The 16,112-nt window shown below is 45.8% G+C and carries 15 protein-coding genes; 3 read left to right on the plus strand and 12 right to left on the minus strand.

What is annotated here, in order from left to right; all coding sequences use genetic code 11:
* Nucleotides 1-145: 145 nt before the first annotated feature.
* The 4 genes from JOE45_RS11485 to JOE45_RS11500 all read right to left on the minus strand — a co-directional run bounded on the left by JOE45_RS11485 (nucleotide 146) and on the right by JOE45_RS11500 (nucleotide 3,654).
* Entirely contained in the window at nucleotides 146-772 is a 627-nt protein-coding gene (locus JOE45_RS11485; RefSeq protein ID WP_210020067.1) for a cysteine hydrolase family protein, read from the minus strand.
* 88 nt (nucleotides 773-860) lie between these two features.
* On the minus strand, nucleotides 861-1,673 hold the full coding sequence (locus JOE45_RS11490; RefSeq protein ID WP_210020066.1) for an ABC transporter ATP-binding protein: 813 nt from the start codon (nucleotides 1,671-1,673) through the stop codon (nucleotides 861-863).
* Between the two features lie 15 nt (nucleotides 1,674-1,688).
* Nucleotides 1,689-2,525: an ABC transporter permease gene (locus JOE45_RS11495; protein WP_210020065.1), complete on the minus strand. Its 837-nt coding sequence runs from the start codon at nucleotides 2,523-2,525 to the stop codon at nucleotides 1,689-1,691.
* A 28-nt stretch (nucleotides 2,526-2,553) separates the two neighbouring features.
* Nucleotides 2,554-3,654, minus strand: a complete 1,101-nt coding sequence (locus tag JOE45_RS11500) for an ABC transporter substrate-binding protein (protein WP_210020064.1) — start codon at nucleotides 3,652-3,654, stop codon at nucleotides 2,554-2,556.
* Nucleotides 3,655-3,905: 251 nt separating this feature from the next.
* Between JOE45_RS11500 and nthB the strand changes: the two genes are divergently transcribed.
* Genes nthB through JOE45_RS11515 form a run of 3 tightly spaced genes read left to right on the plus strand, consistent with a single transcriptional unit; the run spans nucleotide 3,906 to nucleotide 5,615 of the window.
* A complete protein-coding gene (gene nthB, locus JOE45_RS11505; RefSeq protein ID WP_210020063.1) occupies nucleotides 3,906-4,625 on the plus strand; it encodes a nitrile hydratase subunit beta in 720 nt (239 codons plus the stop codon).
* Nucleotides 4,612-5,247, plus strand: a complete 636-nt coding sequence (gene nthA, locus JOE45_RS11510; RefSeq protein ID WP_210020062.1) for a nitrile hydratase subunit alpha — start codon at nucleotides 4,612-4,614, stop codon at nucleotides 5,245-5,247. Before nthB ends, nthA begins: the two co-directional genes overlap by 14 nt.
* Before the next feature lie 17 nt (nucleotides 5,248-5,264).
* Complete coding sequence (locus JOE45_RS11515) at nucleotides 5,265-5,615, plus strand: nitrile hydratase accessory protein (RefSeq protein WP_210020061.1); 351 nt, start codon at nucleotides 5,265-5,267, stop codon at nucleotides 5,613-5,615.
* 617 nt (nucleotides 5,616-6,232) lie between these two features.
* On the opposite strand, the gene JOE45_RS11520 is transcribed toward JOE45_RS11515, so the two are convergent.
* The 8 genes from JOE45_RS11520 to JOE45_RS11555 all read right to left on the minus strand — a co-directional run bounded on the left by JOE45_RS11520 (nucleotide 6,233) and on the right by JOE45_RS11555 (nucleotide 16,105).
* Nucleotides 6,233-7,579 carry a hypothetical protein gene (locus JOE45_RS11520; RefSeq protein ID WP_210020060.1) on the minus strand — a complete coding sequence of 449 codons (1,347 nt, stop codon included), beginning with the start codon at nucleotides 7,577-7,579 and terminating at the stop codon, nucleotides 6,233-6,235.
* Nucleotides 7,580-7,671: 92 nt separating this feature from the next.
* Entirely contained in the window at nucleotides 7,672-9,144 is a 1,473-nt protein-coding gene (gene gucD, locus JOE45_RS11525; RefSeq protein ID WP_210020059.1) for an alpha-ketoglutaric semialdehyde dehydrogenase GucD, read from the minus strand.
* 42 nt (nucleotides 9,145-9,186) lie between these two features.
* The gene (locus JOE45_RS11530; RefSeq protein WP_210020058.1) at nucleotides 9,187-10,239 is read right to left on the minus strand and encodes an Ldh family oxidoreductase; all 1,053 of its coding nucleotides are present in this window, start codon (nucleotides 10,237-10,239) and stop codon (nucleotides 9,187-9,189) included.
* 3 nt (nucleotides 10,240-10,242) lie between these two features.
* Complete coding sequence (gene kdgD / locus JOE45_RS11535; protein ID WP_210020057.1) at nucleotides 10,243-11,187, minus strand: 5-dehydro-4-deoxyglucarate dehydratase; 945 nt, start codon at nucleotides 11,185-11,187, stop codon at nucleotides 10,243-10,245.
* Complete coding sequence (locus JOE45_RS11540; protein ID WP_210020056.1) at nucleotides 11,184-12,485, minus strand: nickel pincer cofactor-dependent isomerase, group 22; 1,302 nt, start codon at nucleotides 12,483-12,485, stop codon at nucleotides 11,184-11,186. The genes kdgD and JOE45_RS11540 overlap by 4 nt, the downstream gene beginning before the upstream one ends.
* Before the next feature lie 88 nt (nucleotides 12,486-12,573).
* Nucleotides 12,574-13,614 carry a Bug family tripartite tricarboxylate transporter substrate binding protein gene (locus tag JOE45_RS11545; RefSeq protein ID WP_210020055.1) on the minus strand — a complete coding sequence of 347 codons (1,041 nt, stop codon included), beginning with the start codon at nucleotides 13,612-13,614 and terminating at the stop codon, nucleotides 12,574-12,576.
* A gap of 205 nt (nucleotides 13,615-13,819) precedes the next feature.
* The gene (locus tag JOE45_RS11550; RefSeq protein ID WP_210020054.1) at nucleotides 13,820-14,524 is read right to left on the minus strand and encodes a FadR/GntR family transcriptional regulator; all 705 of its coding nucleotides are present in this window, start codon (nucleotides 14,522-14,524) and stop codon (nucleotides 13,820-13,822) included.
* Nucleotides 14,525-14,599: 75 nt separating this feature from the next.
* Nucleotides 14,600-16,105, minus strand: coding sequence for a tripartite tricarboxylate transporter permease (locus JOE45_RS11555; RefSeq protein ID WP_210020053.1), 1,506 nt, complete (start codon nucleotides 16,103-16,105; stop codon nucleotides 14,600-14,602).
* Between the last annotated feature and the right edge of the window lie 7 nt (nucleotides 16,106-16,112).

Raw genomic sequence — 16,112 nt, forward strand, 5'->3', positions numbered from 1 at the left:
CCTTTTATTTAAATTTTAATATGAAGTCGAAATTGGTTGCTTCCAAGCCGGCTATACTAGTATTTTGTTATGATCATTTCAATGTATGGTACTCCTGTTCACTAAAAGTCAATCGGCTTCATCATCCTTACGGCATATAATCAGCTTACCTTTTCACAGCTTGTTGGAGGTTGGACCAATACTCTTTGATGTCCTTCGAATCAAGGACCAATCCGAAATTGGTTTGAATATTGCGGTAAGTAGCTTCCTCGAGCTCAGTAGCATAAGCGGCGCAACCGTCGCGAACCATTGTAATGTTGAAATCGAGCATGAAACCATGGCGGGCTGTGGATTCTACACATACGTTGGTGGCTACCCCAGTCAATATCAACGATTTAATCCCTAACTGTCTTAACTTTTCTTCCAAAGCAGTGCGAATAAATGCGCTGTACCGGTGCTTTTCTACGACAATATCACCCTCCTGCGGAGAAACACGGTAGTATTCTGCACCCCATGTACCTTCCCTTACGACGCTCAGCCTGGACCTCCCATTAGGCCTGTTCACCCAAGCTTTTGAGGATGAAGTATCACTGTGTGTGGTATATACATAAATAATAGGTATGCCGCGCAGCCTCGCCTCTGCCATTAAATCTTCCATGACCGGAACAGCCTTTTGCGCCCCTGTAACGTCGTTACCCAGCTTTGCCTGTGCTCCGTCCTCATGGCAAAAATCGTTCTGGACATCGATAATCATGAATGCCGTATGTTCCGGATTCAAAAAGATATCTTGCATCGATATACCTCCATCTTATATTCATATTTACTTTAATTATAGTTATATGAAGCAATGACAATGCTACTATTTGGTTTATCCAGGCTTGCTAATGTCTATCATCTGATTTAATCAGACTCCAAATTTCTTTAACCTTATTGAGGAAGGCGGGTTCATGCTTCATCTCTTCGTTCCGGGGACGGGGAAAATCAATGTTAATAATTGCCTTCACCTTACTCCGCGGACCTTTAGAAAGAACCACAACGCGATCGGCGAGAAAAACCGCTTCATCAATCTGATGTGTGACAAGAAGAGCCGTTTTTTTCGTTTCCTGCCAAATTCTAAGCAGTTCATTCTGCATCACTTCCCGCGTTTGCGCATCAAGTGCTGCGAAAGGCTCGTCAAGAAGGAGCAATTCGGGATCGGTTACTAATGCACGGGCCAAGTTGACCCTCTGCTGCATTCCCCCTGAAAGTTCATGGGGATACCGGCTTTCATGCCCTTTTAGACCGACTAACTCAATCATTGGTATGGTTTTCTCTTGTGCAATTTGTTTATTCGTGCCCCTGAGTTCAAGCCCGTAGGAAACATTATCAGCAACAGTTCTCCACGGCAGAAGAGCCGGACTTTGAAAAACAACCGCCCTGTCCGTTCCCGGACCTGATATCTTTTGTCCATCCAGCATCAGGCCCCCCCTACGGTAAGGAATAAGCCCTGCAATGGCGTTCAGAAAAGTCGATTTTCCACATCCGCTCGGCCCGACGATACATATGAATTCGTTAGGATAAATTCCCAACGAAATATCTTCTACTGCCCGGTAAATCTCACCGGTGCGTTTAACGAGATATTCGATGCCCACTCGATTGGCTACGAGCTTTACTTCCTGTTGATTTTCCTCCGAGTTAATGAATGCCTGCTGCATGGTGAACCTCCCCCTCTACTTATGAAGTTCTGGACGCCATTTATCAAACTTGCGTTCCAAACGGCGGAGAAGCTCGGTACAGAGAACACCGCATCCGGAGATCAGGATGAGGATGAAAAATACGAGATCCGTTTGAAAGCTGGCCCCGGCCTGATGCATGGTATAACCCAGTCCGGCCGTTGCTGCCACCATTTCTCCTACTACAATCCCGATAAGCGCATGTCCCAGCCCCAGGCGTATGCCCGAGATGACAGCAGGCACAGTGCTAGGGAGAACAATCGTGCGGAAAATTTGGAAATCATTGGCCATGTGGGAACGTGCCACATTCAGCAATACCGGATCAATTGTCCTGATCCCAACGATCGTGTTAATAATGATCGGAAAAATCGAACCCAGAAATATGATTGCGACCTTTGAAGTCATGTCAATGCCAAACCAGATGATAAAGACTGGCATAAGCGCGATTCTGGGAGCAGAATAAAGGAAATTAACTAACGGATCGAGAAACGCATTAATTTTGTCGTACCACCCCATCATGATTCCGAAAGGAATACCGATAACTATGGATAATAAAAACCCTACCAGGAATTCCGATCCGCTAACCTTTAAGTCGAGCAAGGCGTTACCCTCTGTAAAGTAATTTATGCCCGCAACCAAAATAAGTGATGGAGCGCTCGTAAACACCGGATCTATAGCGCCGCTTCTGCCTAGAATCTCCCACAGAACCAACACGACCACAATCCCAAATAGACCCAGCAACCCACGCTCATTCTTGTAAAGCCATCTTTTCCACCCGGGAATTTCCAAAGGCTCCTCATCCACATACGTTGCCATTTTATTAGTTGAAATCATGCGGTATTCCTCCTGACAATCCCCACATTTACTTGGGATTCGCATTTTTTAATGTAAACCCATGCTGTTTAAGGAAACCTGATTTATCGAGCTGCTGCAAAAAGCTGTAATCAAGCATGTCCGCAACATTAATGCCGGCTACCTTCGGGTTATCGCTATAAATCTGATAAGGCTTAAATGCCTCGACGTTCATATTAACATCGTGCGTATGAATGTAGTCGTTATAGCTGATTTGTGCCTCTTCAGCCGTAATTCCCTTTTGATACTTCATAATACTGGCTACAGCAAGGTCTGGGTTCTTCTTCGCCATCTCGATCCCCTCGATATAAGCTTTCAAATAGCGCAGCACCGCATCGGGGTTTTCCTTGGCAAAAGCCTTGGTGGTGGTAACATAAGCTTGCGCCTCGTCGTATGTCTTGGCCAGATCAACCAGTATTTTGGCACCCTGTTTCTGTGCTTTTATATCGAGGGGGGAGGACAACACGCCGGCGTCGATTAATCCTTTGTCCAGAGCGGGCAAAATATCACTAATGGTCTGAAATGTTACTAATTTGTAATCTTCATCGGGCTTTAGTTTAAACTCCCTCTCCATATAGTTCATGAATGCAACGGACGGAGGTGCATATCTGCCGGACACGCCAATTTTTTTGCCCTTCAGATCTTCAGCTTTGGCGAGGGTGTTTGTCATGATTTTGTATATCGCTTTGTCGTTATTGCCGGCAACAAAGATCAGATCCTTGGCGCCTGAAGCATAAGCACTAATTGCATTTCCCGGTGTTGCCCCAATATGTGCGTCCTTGGATAGAAGGGCTTGAACCCCTGTAGGAGGTGGAAGAGTCGTCCATTTAGGATTGATTCCGTGTTTCTGAAAAAGATTATTATCCAGCGCTACCCATGTCGGTATTTCCAGCCCGCTAACGGACACGCTGAAAATACTCAGATCGATCGGCTGCACCGCAGCTGAAGACGAGTTTTGATGCCCCGCCGGAGGAGTTGAAGCGGTAGACGACGGGCTGCTTGGTGCTGTACTGGCTCCGGTCGTTATGGTGGCGGCAGAACCGCATCCGGTCAAAAGAATCCAAAAAAAGACCAGACATACCATTCCAACATTATATCCTTTTTTTTCCATTTCATAGTCACCTCACTTTTTTTGTGAAAAACTACTATACGTTCACCTTAAATTTTAAGAATCTTAAGCGCTTTCAATATCATCTTAATTTACTAAACTTAACTTGTGAAATAGAACATTTCTAACGGAAAGAGATCACAACCAATATTTTATTTATTCCTATATTTGTAAAAAAAGCGTTTACAATTATATTTATTTCATGTAAGCTGAAATCAATTTAGCACCTATCACCCGGAAAGGAGCTGGACGAGATGAACGGTATCCACGATGTTGGGGGAATGGACGGTTTAGGCCCTGTTGAATGGGAAGAAAACGAACCTGTTTTTCATAGACCGTGGGAAGGACGATTACGAGCTATTCACATGCTTGCGAGCAAAAAACATAAGTTTTATCATCTTGATGAATCCCGAAGTACGCTTGAAAGAATCCACCCGGTCTATTATATGGGGTCAAGCTACTATCAGTTATGGCTGTTAAGAACGGAATCCTTGTTGATTCAGAAAGGCGTGCTTGCCGAGGAGGAGTTAAATGAGAGAATGGCTCAACTCTCTCCGGACTACACCCCTCAATCTCATTTACAGCCTTATCGCACAATAAGACCTATGATCTCACCGTCCGACAGAAAAGTCGTCATCGATACGACATCAGGATCCAAGCAACCGAATGAGTCGATTCAGCCTAAGTTCTCGCCCGGTACCGTTGTTACGGCAAAGATGATCTCTCCACTAGGACATACACGTATTCCCCGGTATGTACGTGGCAAACAGGGCGTTATTGATAGCATTCACGGCATCTTTACTTTGCCGGACGCGAAAGTACACGCAGGAATCGATCTTTACCAAACGGTCTACCGGGTTCGCTTTGAAGCCCAGCACTTGTGGGGGAAAGATGCCTCCCCCAAAGACAAGCTTTATATAGAACTTTGGGAAGATTATTTGGAGCCAGGAGGAGCAGAAAATGAAAAACACTGATGAACATCACCATGATCACGACCATCGTCACCATTCTCATCCAGTCTCCGATTCGTATGAGGAGTTGCGGACAATGGCTCTCGAATCCCTTTTGATCGAAAAGGGATTGATCACCACCGAGGAGATCGACAAATTAATTCATTATTACGTAACCGATATCGGCCCCATGAACGGGGCGAAGGTTGTAGCAAGGGCTTGGGTAGATCCCGAATTCAAAAAAAGCTTATTGGAAAACGGCAAGAAGGCGGTAACCGGTTTGGGTTTGGAGGGTCCCGCAAGCGAATTGATCGTGCTGGAAAACACACCTGACATTCACAATGTGGTTGTCTGTACGCTTTGTTCCTGTTATCCCTGGACCATGTTAGGCTTGCCGCCTACTTGGTATAAAAGCACCGCTTACCGGTCCAGAGTCGTCATTGATCCCCAAAGCGTACTGCAGGAATTCGGGCTCGAACTTGATGACTCTGTGGAAATCAGAGTATGGGATAGTAATGCTGAAATCCGCTATCTCGTTTTGCCTGAGCGCCCGAAGGGAACGGAGCATATGAATGAGGAAGAGCTCGCCACTCTTGTTACCCGTGATTCCATGATCGGAGTGACCAAGGCAAACACACCGCAATAGTGAAGGGGAGTGTACCTATGAGCCAAGATACCCAGTCGATCGTCAGAACGATTGAAGAAAAGATGAACATGCCCCGCGAGAATGGGGAACTCGTATTCAGGACGCCTTGGGAAGGAAGAATTTTCGCCATGGCGGTGCTTTTAATGGAGAAGGGTATTTACCCGTGGAAGACATTTAACGGGAAATTTGTCGAGGAAATCGGTGAAGCCGAGCAGGAGCAACCTGGGAAGGAAATCGTGTCCGCTTACTATCAGCATTGGGTGCAGGCTTTTGAAAAGGTATTGATGGAAAAAGAGGTGCTCACGAAAGAGCAGCTGCAGTCAAGAACACACGAGTTTAAATCTGGACAACGACATCACGTTTGCTGAGGCAGCTCTGAGGTGGCCGGATGCAGTTACCTATTCGGTCACAAAAGGGCTATCTCAAAAGCTGATATTTTTACTTTAAGGACAGCGCCGATAAATGCAATAAGCTTGGTTTTCAAAAAGAGGTTAAGCAGCTGTTCTCCCTGCGCAACCTCTTTTTGGGGTCGATTGCCCCCGCCATACACCGGTTCAGAGTCTGTAAAACAGATTGTGTAAACTCCTAAACCTATTAAAATGGAAGTATAGGAAAGGTTGGGGAGAACACAAGGGATTATGGACAAAGCAGCCTACATGGTGGCACCCAGTCAATAAAGGCATGATCCAAGAAGGTTTCTTTCTTTATTTCGTTGTCCTAATCAAGAAGCTCAAAAATATTAAAAAGCTTCCCTTCTTCCGCCCAAGCAGCGCCATAAAATCTCTGACATAACCTATATCAGGGGATACGTTACCTGCCACCATCGCTGTTAATTTCGTATCATAATTTGCAGGGATGTATTGAGCGATAAAGCCACGCCAAAAATGGAACTATTTTTGTAAAACTGCAGTTATTTTAGAGAAAGCGAATAAAAAAGCGACACCCCTGTTCAATACAGAAAGGGTGTCGCTTTTTCACCGAAGATCTATTGAATGATGGTGATGATCGACAAGCCAAGTATAGCAACAATCAAAAGATGAATCCCGTTGGCGCGAATCCCGGCGGTGATTCCCGTGGTGCCCGAAAGACGGCTGACCAACAAATTCAATGGGTTAACGGGGCTTAGTACGGCTGAAGTAGACCAGGCGAGCATGAGCAGCATAGCAAGGGCAATGGGTGTAGTGCCCAATTGCTGGGCATCCATTTGTGTGACCAGCGCGGTAACAATCACCATCGGATGAATGCCTATGAAGGTAACGACAACCACGGTGAGAATAACCGATATCTCGAAAATAAAGAAGGACTGTTGTGCCAAACTATTCAGGACCCATTTAATCCCGCTCCCAAAGCTGGTGCCCTGCAGAGCATTCCCCAATAGTCCCGCACTGGTAAACAGTACGATTTCGTTATTCATAATGGGCACAGATCGGTCTCGAAATTCGGTCAATTGGGTACCCAACCGTTTCCAATCTTTAAATAGTAAACTCCAACATACAGGGAAAGCAATCGCAAGAAGGCTGACGATAACAAGCATGGACCAATGAGTCAGAGCCTCCAAAATAAAGGTTGTGCTCATTAGAGCAACGACGATCATACCCAAACGAAAAAGCTTTTGGCGATAGGTGCTGTCTTTGGATTCACCTGCGGAAGCTACTTCGGTGAAGGAATCCATGCTTAATGGATGACGCCTTGACCAAAAAGCAAAGAGCGCATTTCCAATCACAAAAAAGAGCACGGCGAAGCCGATTCCATAGGCCATGTATTCAATCATAGGAATCTTCAGATAGTACAGAACAAGGGCAACGGATGCATAATATGGTGACCACAGCATTGTCGTCGAGAATCCGACTAAATAACTTTTGGCCAGCATCACAGGAGGAAGCTTCAGCCCTTTAAGCAGTTCATCGACGATGCGTATCGAGCCGAGGTTCAATATCGGACCCAATACAAACAATACGCTCGTGATTCCAGCAAAAAGCTTTCGCGGATGATGTAATAACCCTCGCAGTAAAACATCTATGGCATCAAAATATCCGCCAAGCTTTAGAGGAATGGACAGCAGCGGTACCAGGATCACGAGAGTAAGTAAAGGAAGATTCATCGATATCCCTTCACTAACGCCTTCGATTCCCCGCCCTTTTTGAAATTCCAGAATGATTCCGGTAATCAGCATGGTGATCCCGAACCACCGGGGGATCGTGTTGGCCTTGGAGGCACTTCCCATAAAAGCGGCAAGCGCCATGAATATGACCAGATATTCCAGCCAACGAACGTGAGCAAAATATTGAATGAGAAACAAGCCGCACATGCCCAAAATCAAATAACTTCGCACCGGGTACTTCGCCTCCAGCTTTCATTAAGAAAAAGCCGGTTTTCTTCTGTCAAGAATTCCGGCTTTCGATCATATATTCTGATTCGAAGGAATCATGCTTTCACAAATATGGTTTTGATGGACGTATAGAATTCAATTGCCGCTAGCCCTTGCTCCCGGGAATGAGAACTGGATTGCTTCATACCGCCAAACGGCGCCTGGAGCTCAACCCCGGCAGATTCCGCATTAATGCGAACTAAGCCTGCATCCATCTCTTGAATAAATGATAACATATTTCCGATATTTTGTGTGAAAATAGAGGCACTTAAACCATATTTTGTATCATTAGCTGCCTCTAATGCTTCTTGAATGGTATCCACTTTGATTAAAGCAAGAACCGGACCGAAAATCTCTTCCTGGGCAATAATCATATTTCGGTCCACATCGTCAAAAACAGTAGGCTCCACATAAAAACCATGCTCCATGCCATCGCTCGTAATCCGCTGTCCACCGGCAAGCAAAGTTGCTCCCTCTTGCTTACCTTTCTCTATATAGGATAATACTGTTTTTAATTGACTTTCGCTGGCGCAAGGCCCCATCCACGTATCGCTATTTAATCCGTCGCCAACTTTAATTTCTTTCACTTTGGCTAACAACTTTTCTTTAAATTGATCATAGATTTCACTTTGCACAATGACACGGCTGCTTGCCGTACATTTTTGTCCTGTGGAGCGAAGCCCGCCGCTGATGGTCGCATCCACTGCAAGATCGAGATTCGCATCCGCCGCAACGATAACCGGGTTTTTCCCGCCCATTTCAAGCTGATACTTGGCCCCGCGAGCGACAGCACCTTGAGCCACGAGCTTACCGACTTGATCGGAGCCAGTGAAGCTAATCCCTTTAATATCGTTGTGGTCGATGATTGCCTGCCCAATGACAGAGCCTGGACCGGTTACCATATTGATCACGCCCGCTGGAAAGCCCGCTTCTGCGAAGCATTCGATCACTTTAGCGGCGGTTACAGCCGTTTCCTGTGCAGGCTTGAACACTACCGCATTGCCATAAATCAGAGCAGGCGCCATCTTCCAGATTGGAATCGCAACAGGAAAGTTCCAAGGCGAAATAATGCCTACCACACCGAGGGGAACTCGATTCGTGAACATCAGCGCTTCGCTGTCGGTAGACGGTATGACATCTCCAACTTTACGCATACCTTCGCCTGCATAGTAACGTAGAATCGCCACACCTCTAGCCGTTTCTCCTTTGGCTTCAGAAAACGTTTTCCCCATTTCTCTTGTCATCGTTTCAGCAATGTCATTGAGGCGGGATTCAAGGATATTGGCTGCTTTGAACAGATAATCTCCTCTGGAAGCGCCGGAAAACTTTCTCCATTGCACTTGAGCTTTCTTAGCCGCTTGGACCGCCTGATCCAAATCGGCTGCAGTCGATTTTTGAATATATCCTACAATCTCCTGAGCATTGGCGGGATTCGTGCTCTTATCTACTTCACCTGAGGAAGAAGCAGCCCAATTCCCATTAATATAGTTCAAAAAAGGTTTCGTTTGGGTTTTCTCTCCAATAGTCATCTGTGGTTCAACCCTTTCCATAGTATTCATGAATAATAATGGTTAGTCCTCTAATACTGCCTGGGCTTCATATCGTTTGGCAGCACTTAATAGCTCAGAATGAATTTCCTTCGACAATACAATCCCGTTTGTGCGGGATTCTTCAGCCCTTGCATATTCAAGATCACCTGGCATGTATACTCTATCAAAACCTTTGGCCGGTGCGCTGTCTCTGGTCTCACGCTCTTTATCTGCCATTCGATCTAGGAACGCATCAAGCGGCATCATCGCGTTTACATGGAGGGCAGCGAACATATGGCCCAGGTTTTGCGGTACCGGGTCATCATAAAAGCGCGGAACTTGCGATCCATACAGCGCCCCGGTCAGCACACCCGTCAAAATATCAACCATAATGGCCAAACCGGAGCCCTTAGCTCCGCCAAAAGGCAAGAGACTTCCTTTTAACGCTTCATGAGGATCGCTTGTTTCTTGTCCGTCTACCGTGATGGCCCAATCCGTCGGAATCGGCTTGCCGATCTTGGAGGCTAGCGTGATTTTGCCTCTGGCCTGGTTGCTAGTAGCCATATCCAGCATAATCGGTTTGCCGGATGGAGATGGCACAGCAATCGAAATCGGATTCGTTCCTAAAGTAGGCACCTTGGAGCCGAACGGAACCATAACAGGAGAGGTATTGGTCATCGAGATCCCAATCATTCCTTGGGCGGCAATTTGAGAAGTCCAATAGGCTGCTGTCCCATAATGATTCGAATTCCGGACCCCAACCCAAGAGCTGCCATATTCCTTCGCTTTCTTGACCGCTACATCAACGGCTTCCTGGGAAACAATCTGGCCCCACCCATTTCCCGCATCAAGAAGTGCGGTTGTTGGTGTTTCAGAAACCACGGTGATATTCGTTTCCTTCGTCACCAGGTTATTGTCAAGTCTTACCAAGTAGTCATTCAGCTTAGATACACCATGAGAATGAACGCCTGTCATGTTCGCATGAACAAGGGAATCCGCGATAATGGCCGAATCACGCTCAGGGATTCCAGCTGCGATCAAAACGTTTTTACAAAACGCAGTCAATTTTTCTGGAGAAACTCGAATGTCCGACATGGTTTACCCCCTGATTGTGCTGGATTCAATGGCTGTATTTTGGGGAAAGCGATCCAATGCATGTTTTAAAATGCTCTCCAGCTGAGCGTAATGATCTTTCTCAACAGGAATCAGCGGCGCCCGCACCTTACCGCCGACGGGTAACCCCATGATCTCCATACCAGCCTTGATTAAGGAAACGGCATAGCCTTTTCTTTGTTTACGAATATTGTTGATCGGGAAAATCACTTCTTTATATAGTTCGTTCAATAATGAATGATTATTTTCTTGGACTGCGTTATAAAACATTCTCGAAATGTGAGGAATATAGTTCGAAATAGCCGATGAATAGGATGTAAAGCCTAAAGGAACATAAGCCGGATACGTTACTTCGGCGAACGGCATTCCATTGACCCAGTTCAGGCGATTCCCTATGGTCTGAACGAACTCGATGTTACTCTCCATCTTCCCTACACCGTCTTTGAGACCAATGAGCTGGGGGAGCTCGGTTAATTTCCTTAAGGTATCTAATGACAATACGGCATTGTCCCGTTGATAAATAATGGCATTGAGATCCGTAGATTCGATAATGGCTTTAAAGTACTCGTATAAGCCTGACTGTTCTCCATTGATTAAGTAAGGAGGTAATATTAAATATCCGTCAGCCCCTTTGGACTGAGTCATACGCGCCAATTCGACGGCCTCTTTGATATTTCCACCAACGCCTGTGTAAACAGGAAGCCTTCCTTTGCTCAGCGAAACGGCAAGCTCAACGATGGATTCATATTCGCTGCGTGTCAGCGACTGAAATTCTCCCGCACCGGCAGAAACATAAATCGCATCCAGTCCTCCGTCAATCAAAAAGTTAATGTTTGCGGCCAGTGCCTGTTCATCCAATTGATCGTTGTCTTTAAAGGGGGCTACGGGAAAGCCCAAGATCCCTTTGATTTGATTAGTAAGATTGCTCATTCGTGCTCCATTCCTCTCCATATATCTGTTGTTATGTTATGGTCCAAATCAAATGTGACCTCAAAAGGATCACCTAACATTTGTATGCGGGAATCCCCTTTCATATCGGCTAAAACCGATTCGGATACCAAAATGTTTTCTAATTCCAATGTATTTTTAATCCAAACCACTCTTGGATTTTGAAGATCAATGTTGTAACACGTTTTCAAGGCTGTACTTACAGCCTCTCTATCATTAGCCATAATAACGGGTATCTTGGCAGAATCCAGAATTTTGGACGTAATGACGTTGGCATAGGTGTAACTCAGATTGATTTCTTCAAAGACTCGTCTGGTGATCACATCGGCTACTCCAATTCCGCATGCATTTCCCTTCGTTTCCTTCGTTAATCCACGAACGAAAATCCGTTCAATTTGAGGTGCATTGAATTTTTGCGGAGCTTTCGATGCGGCTCGGCCTGTAATGTTAGGGTCCATTCCTGAACCGCTAATGTTTTTCCCCATTTCATTGACCATCAGCAGATCCACTAGTTCCGGTACAATCCTGGGCATATACTGCTTAGCTTGAATAAGCAGTTCTTTATCTTTAGGAATAAGCTCATCCGGAGTGACCGCTTCAATGTGTGCGGTCTTATCGTAAGCATTCTCCAGAACTCCAACACCAAAGGCGATAGGGGCATGCTTCAAATACACCTCCGCAATCTTGGGCAGCAAAACAGGCATCTGAGCCAGCGGATGCTGATGGATCGCCAGCGTTCCTTTGTGCCGGCCTAAGCCGATCGCCATCATTTTAAGCAATCCGCTTTCATGATCCCCCTTAAAACTCGTATGAGGCTTCACCCGATTGATGAATACAATGGCATCGGAATGATAGGATGCTTCATCCAAATAAATGGGCGTACCATCATCCAAGGTGCCAATATGAACCACATTCATGGAGTTAATGATGGGAACACCCATGCTCTCCTCGGTAACGCCCAACTCCGCCAACATCTTGATCTGGCCTTCTCCGGTTCCCCCTCCATGACTTCCCATGGCTGGAACAATAAACGGTTTAGCTCCCCATTCAATCAATTGATTGATCAGTGTAACCACTAATGTGGGCAGGTTTGCAATCCCCCTGCTTCCAACGCCCACGGCCACACGGGACCCCGCTTGAATTGAATTTCTTATCGCTTCTTTGTTAAGTTCCCTTCTCAGTTCACCTTCAATATCAGCTATCGCTGGCGCGTCAAATATTTGACGTACAGGGATCATCCTCGGAAGCGGAACGAAATTGCTTAATTCACCCGTTAACATTGGTTTGCACCCTTTCGTCCGGTACTTAATGAGGGTATTATCATCTCCAGTACACAGGAGATGATAATACCCTATATCCTATTTTCCATTACTTGATCAAGCCGACGTTCTTCGCTACCTCTCTGGTTGATGTAAAGGTTTCCTCGGCAATTTTCTTGAAATCGTCCGGACCGCTATAGGCTGGCGAAATACCGATCTTTTTGAAATTCTCAATCACTTCCGGGTCTTCCAATGCCTTTTTAAAGGCATCTTGTAAAATCGTAACGACTTCTTTAGGAGTCCCTTTAGGCGCAACAATTCCAGTCCACGCGTTATAACCGGTATAGCCTCTTTCGGCAAGTAAAGGCGCATCGGGAATGGCATCGGATTTGGAGGTTCCGATATTCGCGAGTATACGCAATTCCCCTGCGTCCACTTGAGCCTTGGCTTCATGAACCTGTACGACCGCGCCTTTCACATGCCCGCCGAGCAATGCAGTAATCGCAGGTGCAGCCCCATCATAAGGTAAATGTCTCAGTTTGAGTCCATCTTTAAGAGCAACCGCTTCCAAATTCAAATGCTGTGTATTTCCTACACCAGGAGTGGAATAAGTGAAGCCATTCGGATTGTTTTGGGCATAATCCAACCATTCGTCGACTGTTTTCCAAGGCGCATCCGCTTGGACCACTAATACGTGCGGCACGGAGGTTGCGATTAAGATCGGTTCGAAGCTATCGAATGAATACGGTGTTTTACCATAGTTTGGTTGAATGGCCAAGTTTCCAATGGTTGCCATGGATATCACATAGCCATCCGGTTTGGCTTGAGTAAGGCCGGTCAATCCAATCGTACCGCTGGCACCTGGCTTATTTTCCACTACTACGGAACCGTTGTTCGGGAGATATTTAGATACTACATTGGCGAGTGTGCGGGCCGTGATATCCGTTCCTCCGCCTGCGGCGTAGGGAACTACCAACTGGATTGGTTTTTCGGGAAACTTAGACTTTGGAGCTTCAGTGGCGGTGTTGGTAGCCGTCGGCGCTGTACCCGATGCAGTCGAGGATGACCCCGTACCACACCCTGCCAACACGGAACCCGCGAGTGCTACTGCAGAAAATACGGAGAGAATGGTTTTATTTTTGCTTTTCATTTGGAATTGCCTCCCTTTTCATGTTTTCATGCCTGCCATCAGGTTTGAAGTATTTGTTTTTTTTGTGTATACTTCATTTGGAATTGTTTTTTAAACCTTTTTCTTCACCTCCTGTTATATGGTGTCAGCCCACACGACTGGCCACCATATAACAGGAGGTGCTTTTTTACTTTCACACGATCCGCTTTACCTCATTTCGAAACCTCTAGTCCTCACTTCCTTTTCTGGTCTTTAAAATTTTTTGTCTTACATAATCTAAATGGCGGTACATTTGGGCGACAGCTTCAGAAGGCGACCTCTTCTTCAGTGCCTCGTAAATCGCTGTATGATGCTCAACCGCAACATCCCGTTCTCTAAATTCGATCTTTTTACTCATCCGGTCAAAAGCCATCAAAAGAGAATCGATCATCCCTTCCAGTACATAATTGTTTACGCTAAAAGCAATGATTCTGTGGAATTCTTTATCCAGCTCGGAATAATCGCCCGGATGTTCGGAAAGAGCTTGAATCGTTTTGTACAGCTCATCGAGTTGTTGGTCTGAAATCTTCTCTGCGGCCAGCGTGACCATACCAAGCTCTAATGCCATCCTGGCCTCGATAATGGACGGCAAATCATCCCCAGCCAGAGATAGCATATTCGTATACGGTTTACTGCCGATTTTTTCAGAAAAATACGTGCCGTCTCGTGTTTTTCTATGGATAATCCCGAGCGATTCCAGAGAACTCATAGCCTCACGCAATACAGGTCTGCTAACCGCCAGCATCTTTGTTAGTTCCGTTTCGGGGTAGAGTTTATCCCCGGGTTTTAAATGTCCGGAAACAAGGAGTTGGATGATCCTGTCGGCTACTTCTTTTGCTAATGTTTTACGAGGAACAGAATCTAGCAGCACATCTTGTTTTTTCTTAATCAATCCGTTCCACCTTCCTTTTCTTATTTGCCATATGTTAAAATTGTATGACAAATAAATCAAAAATACAAACCACCTTTACATTTCCACGTCGCTCGCCAGCAAGCCCTTCTTCTTCTTTACACCTGCATAAATACTAAAGAGAAGAATGATAGCAGCGATTGACAACAGCACGACAGAAATTGGTCTGGTGAAAAATCCGAGCAGGCTGCCTTCAAACAAAATCATCGATTGCAGCAATGAGCTTTCCAACAATTGTCCTAGAACAAAGGTTAAAACAATAGGTGCCATAGGGACATCCAGCTTCTTCATGAAATAACCCAAAATTCCGAAAATCAGCATAACCCACACATCAAACAAGCTATTATTTACACTAAATGCACCAAGGATGGCGACTGCAAATATTATCGGGTATAACAGCTTCGCAGGAACCATGGCAATTTTGGCCCACATTCCGGCTAAAGGTAAATTTAGAATCAACAGAATCAGATTCCCGATAAACATACTTGCAATAATTCCCCACACGACGTCCGGGTTGTTTTGAAATAACGTCGGTCCAGGTGTTAAACCATGCATGATAAAGGCTCCGAACAAAACAGCAATCGTTGGAGAACTCGGTATCCCTAACGTGAATAACGGAATTAACGCCGCTCCGCTGTAAGAATTGTTTGCGGTTTCTGGCCCGGCAACCCCTTCTATGGCTCCTTTTCCAAAGCGAGATGGATCTTTGGCCACTTTTTTCTCAAGAGAATAAGATAGTATGGCCGGTATAACGGAGTTCGAGCCCGGGACCAGTCCTACCAAGAAGCCTAAACCGGTTCCTCTTCCGATAGCGGAAAGTGTCTGTCTCCATTCATCCCGCCGGGGAAACAGCCCTTTCACTTTCGGCGGAGCTTCTAGTTTTGTGATGTTCTCCATGCCGATCATAATTTCAGAAAGGCCGAACAAGCCCATAGAAATGATAACAAAATCAATCCCATTCATTAAATTCGGTTCGTCGAATGTAAATCGAATGGCTCCGGAAACGACATCCATTCCAATAAGAGCCAAACACAAGCCTAAAAGTGCGGAGATAATTCCTTTAACAATCGATTTTCCCATAAGACCAACAACCGTGATCAACCCTAATAACATAAGGGCAAAAAATTCCGGAGGACCAAATCGTAACGCGAACTGGGCTAAAGGCGGCCCAAGAACAACAAGTCCAATAATGGAAACCGTTCCCCCTATAAACGACCCCATACCTGCAACCCCTAAAGCGGTTCCCGCTCTTCCCTGTTTGGCTAGCGGATGGCCGTCAAGGCACGTAATAACCGAGGCTGCTTCCCCCGGGGTGTTGATCAGAACGGAGGTGATGGTTCCTCCATACATCGCGCCATAATAGATACCGGATAGCATGATAATGGCGGAAACGGGCTCCATAGAGAACGTGACCGGCAATAATATAGCCGTCCCTGTCGTCGGGCCTAGTCCAGGCAAAACTCCGACCAACATCCCTATGGAAACTCCTATTAAACAATACAGCAGGTTAGACCATGTAAGCGCTGTTTCAAAACCTTGCAGTAACTGAATCAATGAATCCATTGAACCC

The organism is Paenibacillus sp. PvR098, from assembly GCF_017833255.1.
Lineage (GTDB): Bacteria > Bacillota > Bacilli > Paenibacillales > NBRC-103111 > Paenibacillus_G.

Excerpts from the sequence above, each read along its gene's own strand:
- JOE45_RS11515 (WP_210020061.1), top strand. The coding sequence starts at position 5,265 with ATGAGCCAAGATACCCAGTCGATCGTCAGAACGATTGAAGAAAAGATG.
- JOE45_RS11545 (WP_210020055.1), bottom strand. The coding sequence starts at position 13,614 with ATGAAAAGCAAAAATAAAACCATTCTCTCCGTATTTTCTGCAGTAGCA.
- nthB (WP_210020063.1), top strand. The coding sequence starts at position 3,906 with ATGAACGGTATCCACGATGTTGGGGGAATGGACGGTTTAGGCCCTGTT.
- JOE45_RS11540 (WP_210020056.1), bottom strand. The coding sequence starts at position 12,485 with ATGTTAACGGGTGAATTAAGCAATTTCGTTCCGCTTCCGAGGATGATC.
- JOE45_RS11495 (WP_210020065.1), bottom strand. The coding sequence starts at position 2,525 with ATGATTTCAACTAATAAAATGGCAACGTATGTGGATGAGGAGCCTTTG.
- JOE45_RS11485 (WP_210020067.1), bottom strand. The coding sequence starts at position 772 with ATGCAAGATATCTTTTTGAATCCGGAACATACGGCATTCATGATTATC.
- gucD (WP_210020059.1), bottom strand. The coding sequence starts at position 9,144 with ATGACTATTGGAGAGAAAACCCAAACGAAACCTTTTTTGAACTATATT.
- JOE45_RS11500 (WP_210020064.1), bottom strand. The coding sequence starts at position 3,654 with ATGGAAAAAAAAGGATATAATGTTGGAATGGTATGTCTGGTCTTTTTT.
- kdgD (WP_210020057.1), bottom strand. The coding sequence starts at position 11,187 with ATGAGCAATCTTACTAATCAAATCAAAGGGATCTTGGGCTTTCCCGTA.
- JOE45_RS11555 (WP_210020053.1), bottom strand. The coding sequence starts at position 16,105 with ATGGATTCATTGATTCAGTTACTGCAAGGTTTTGAAACAGCGCTTACA.
- JOE45_RS11530 (WP_210020058.1), bottom strand. The coding sequence starts at position 10,239 with ATGTCGGACATTCGAGTTTCTCCAGAAAAATTGACTGCGTTTTGTAAA.
- JOE45_RS11490 (WP_210020066.1), bottom strand. The coding sequence starts at position 1,673 with ATGCAGCAGGCATTCATTAACTCGGAGGAAAATCAACAGGAAGTAAAG.
- nthA (WP_210020062.1), top strand. The coding sequence starts at position 4,612 with ATGAAAAACACTGATGAACATCACCATGATCACGACCATCGTCACCAT.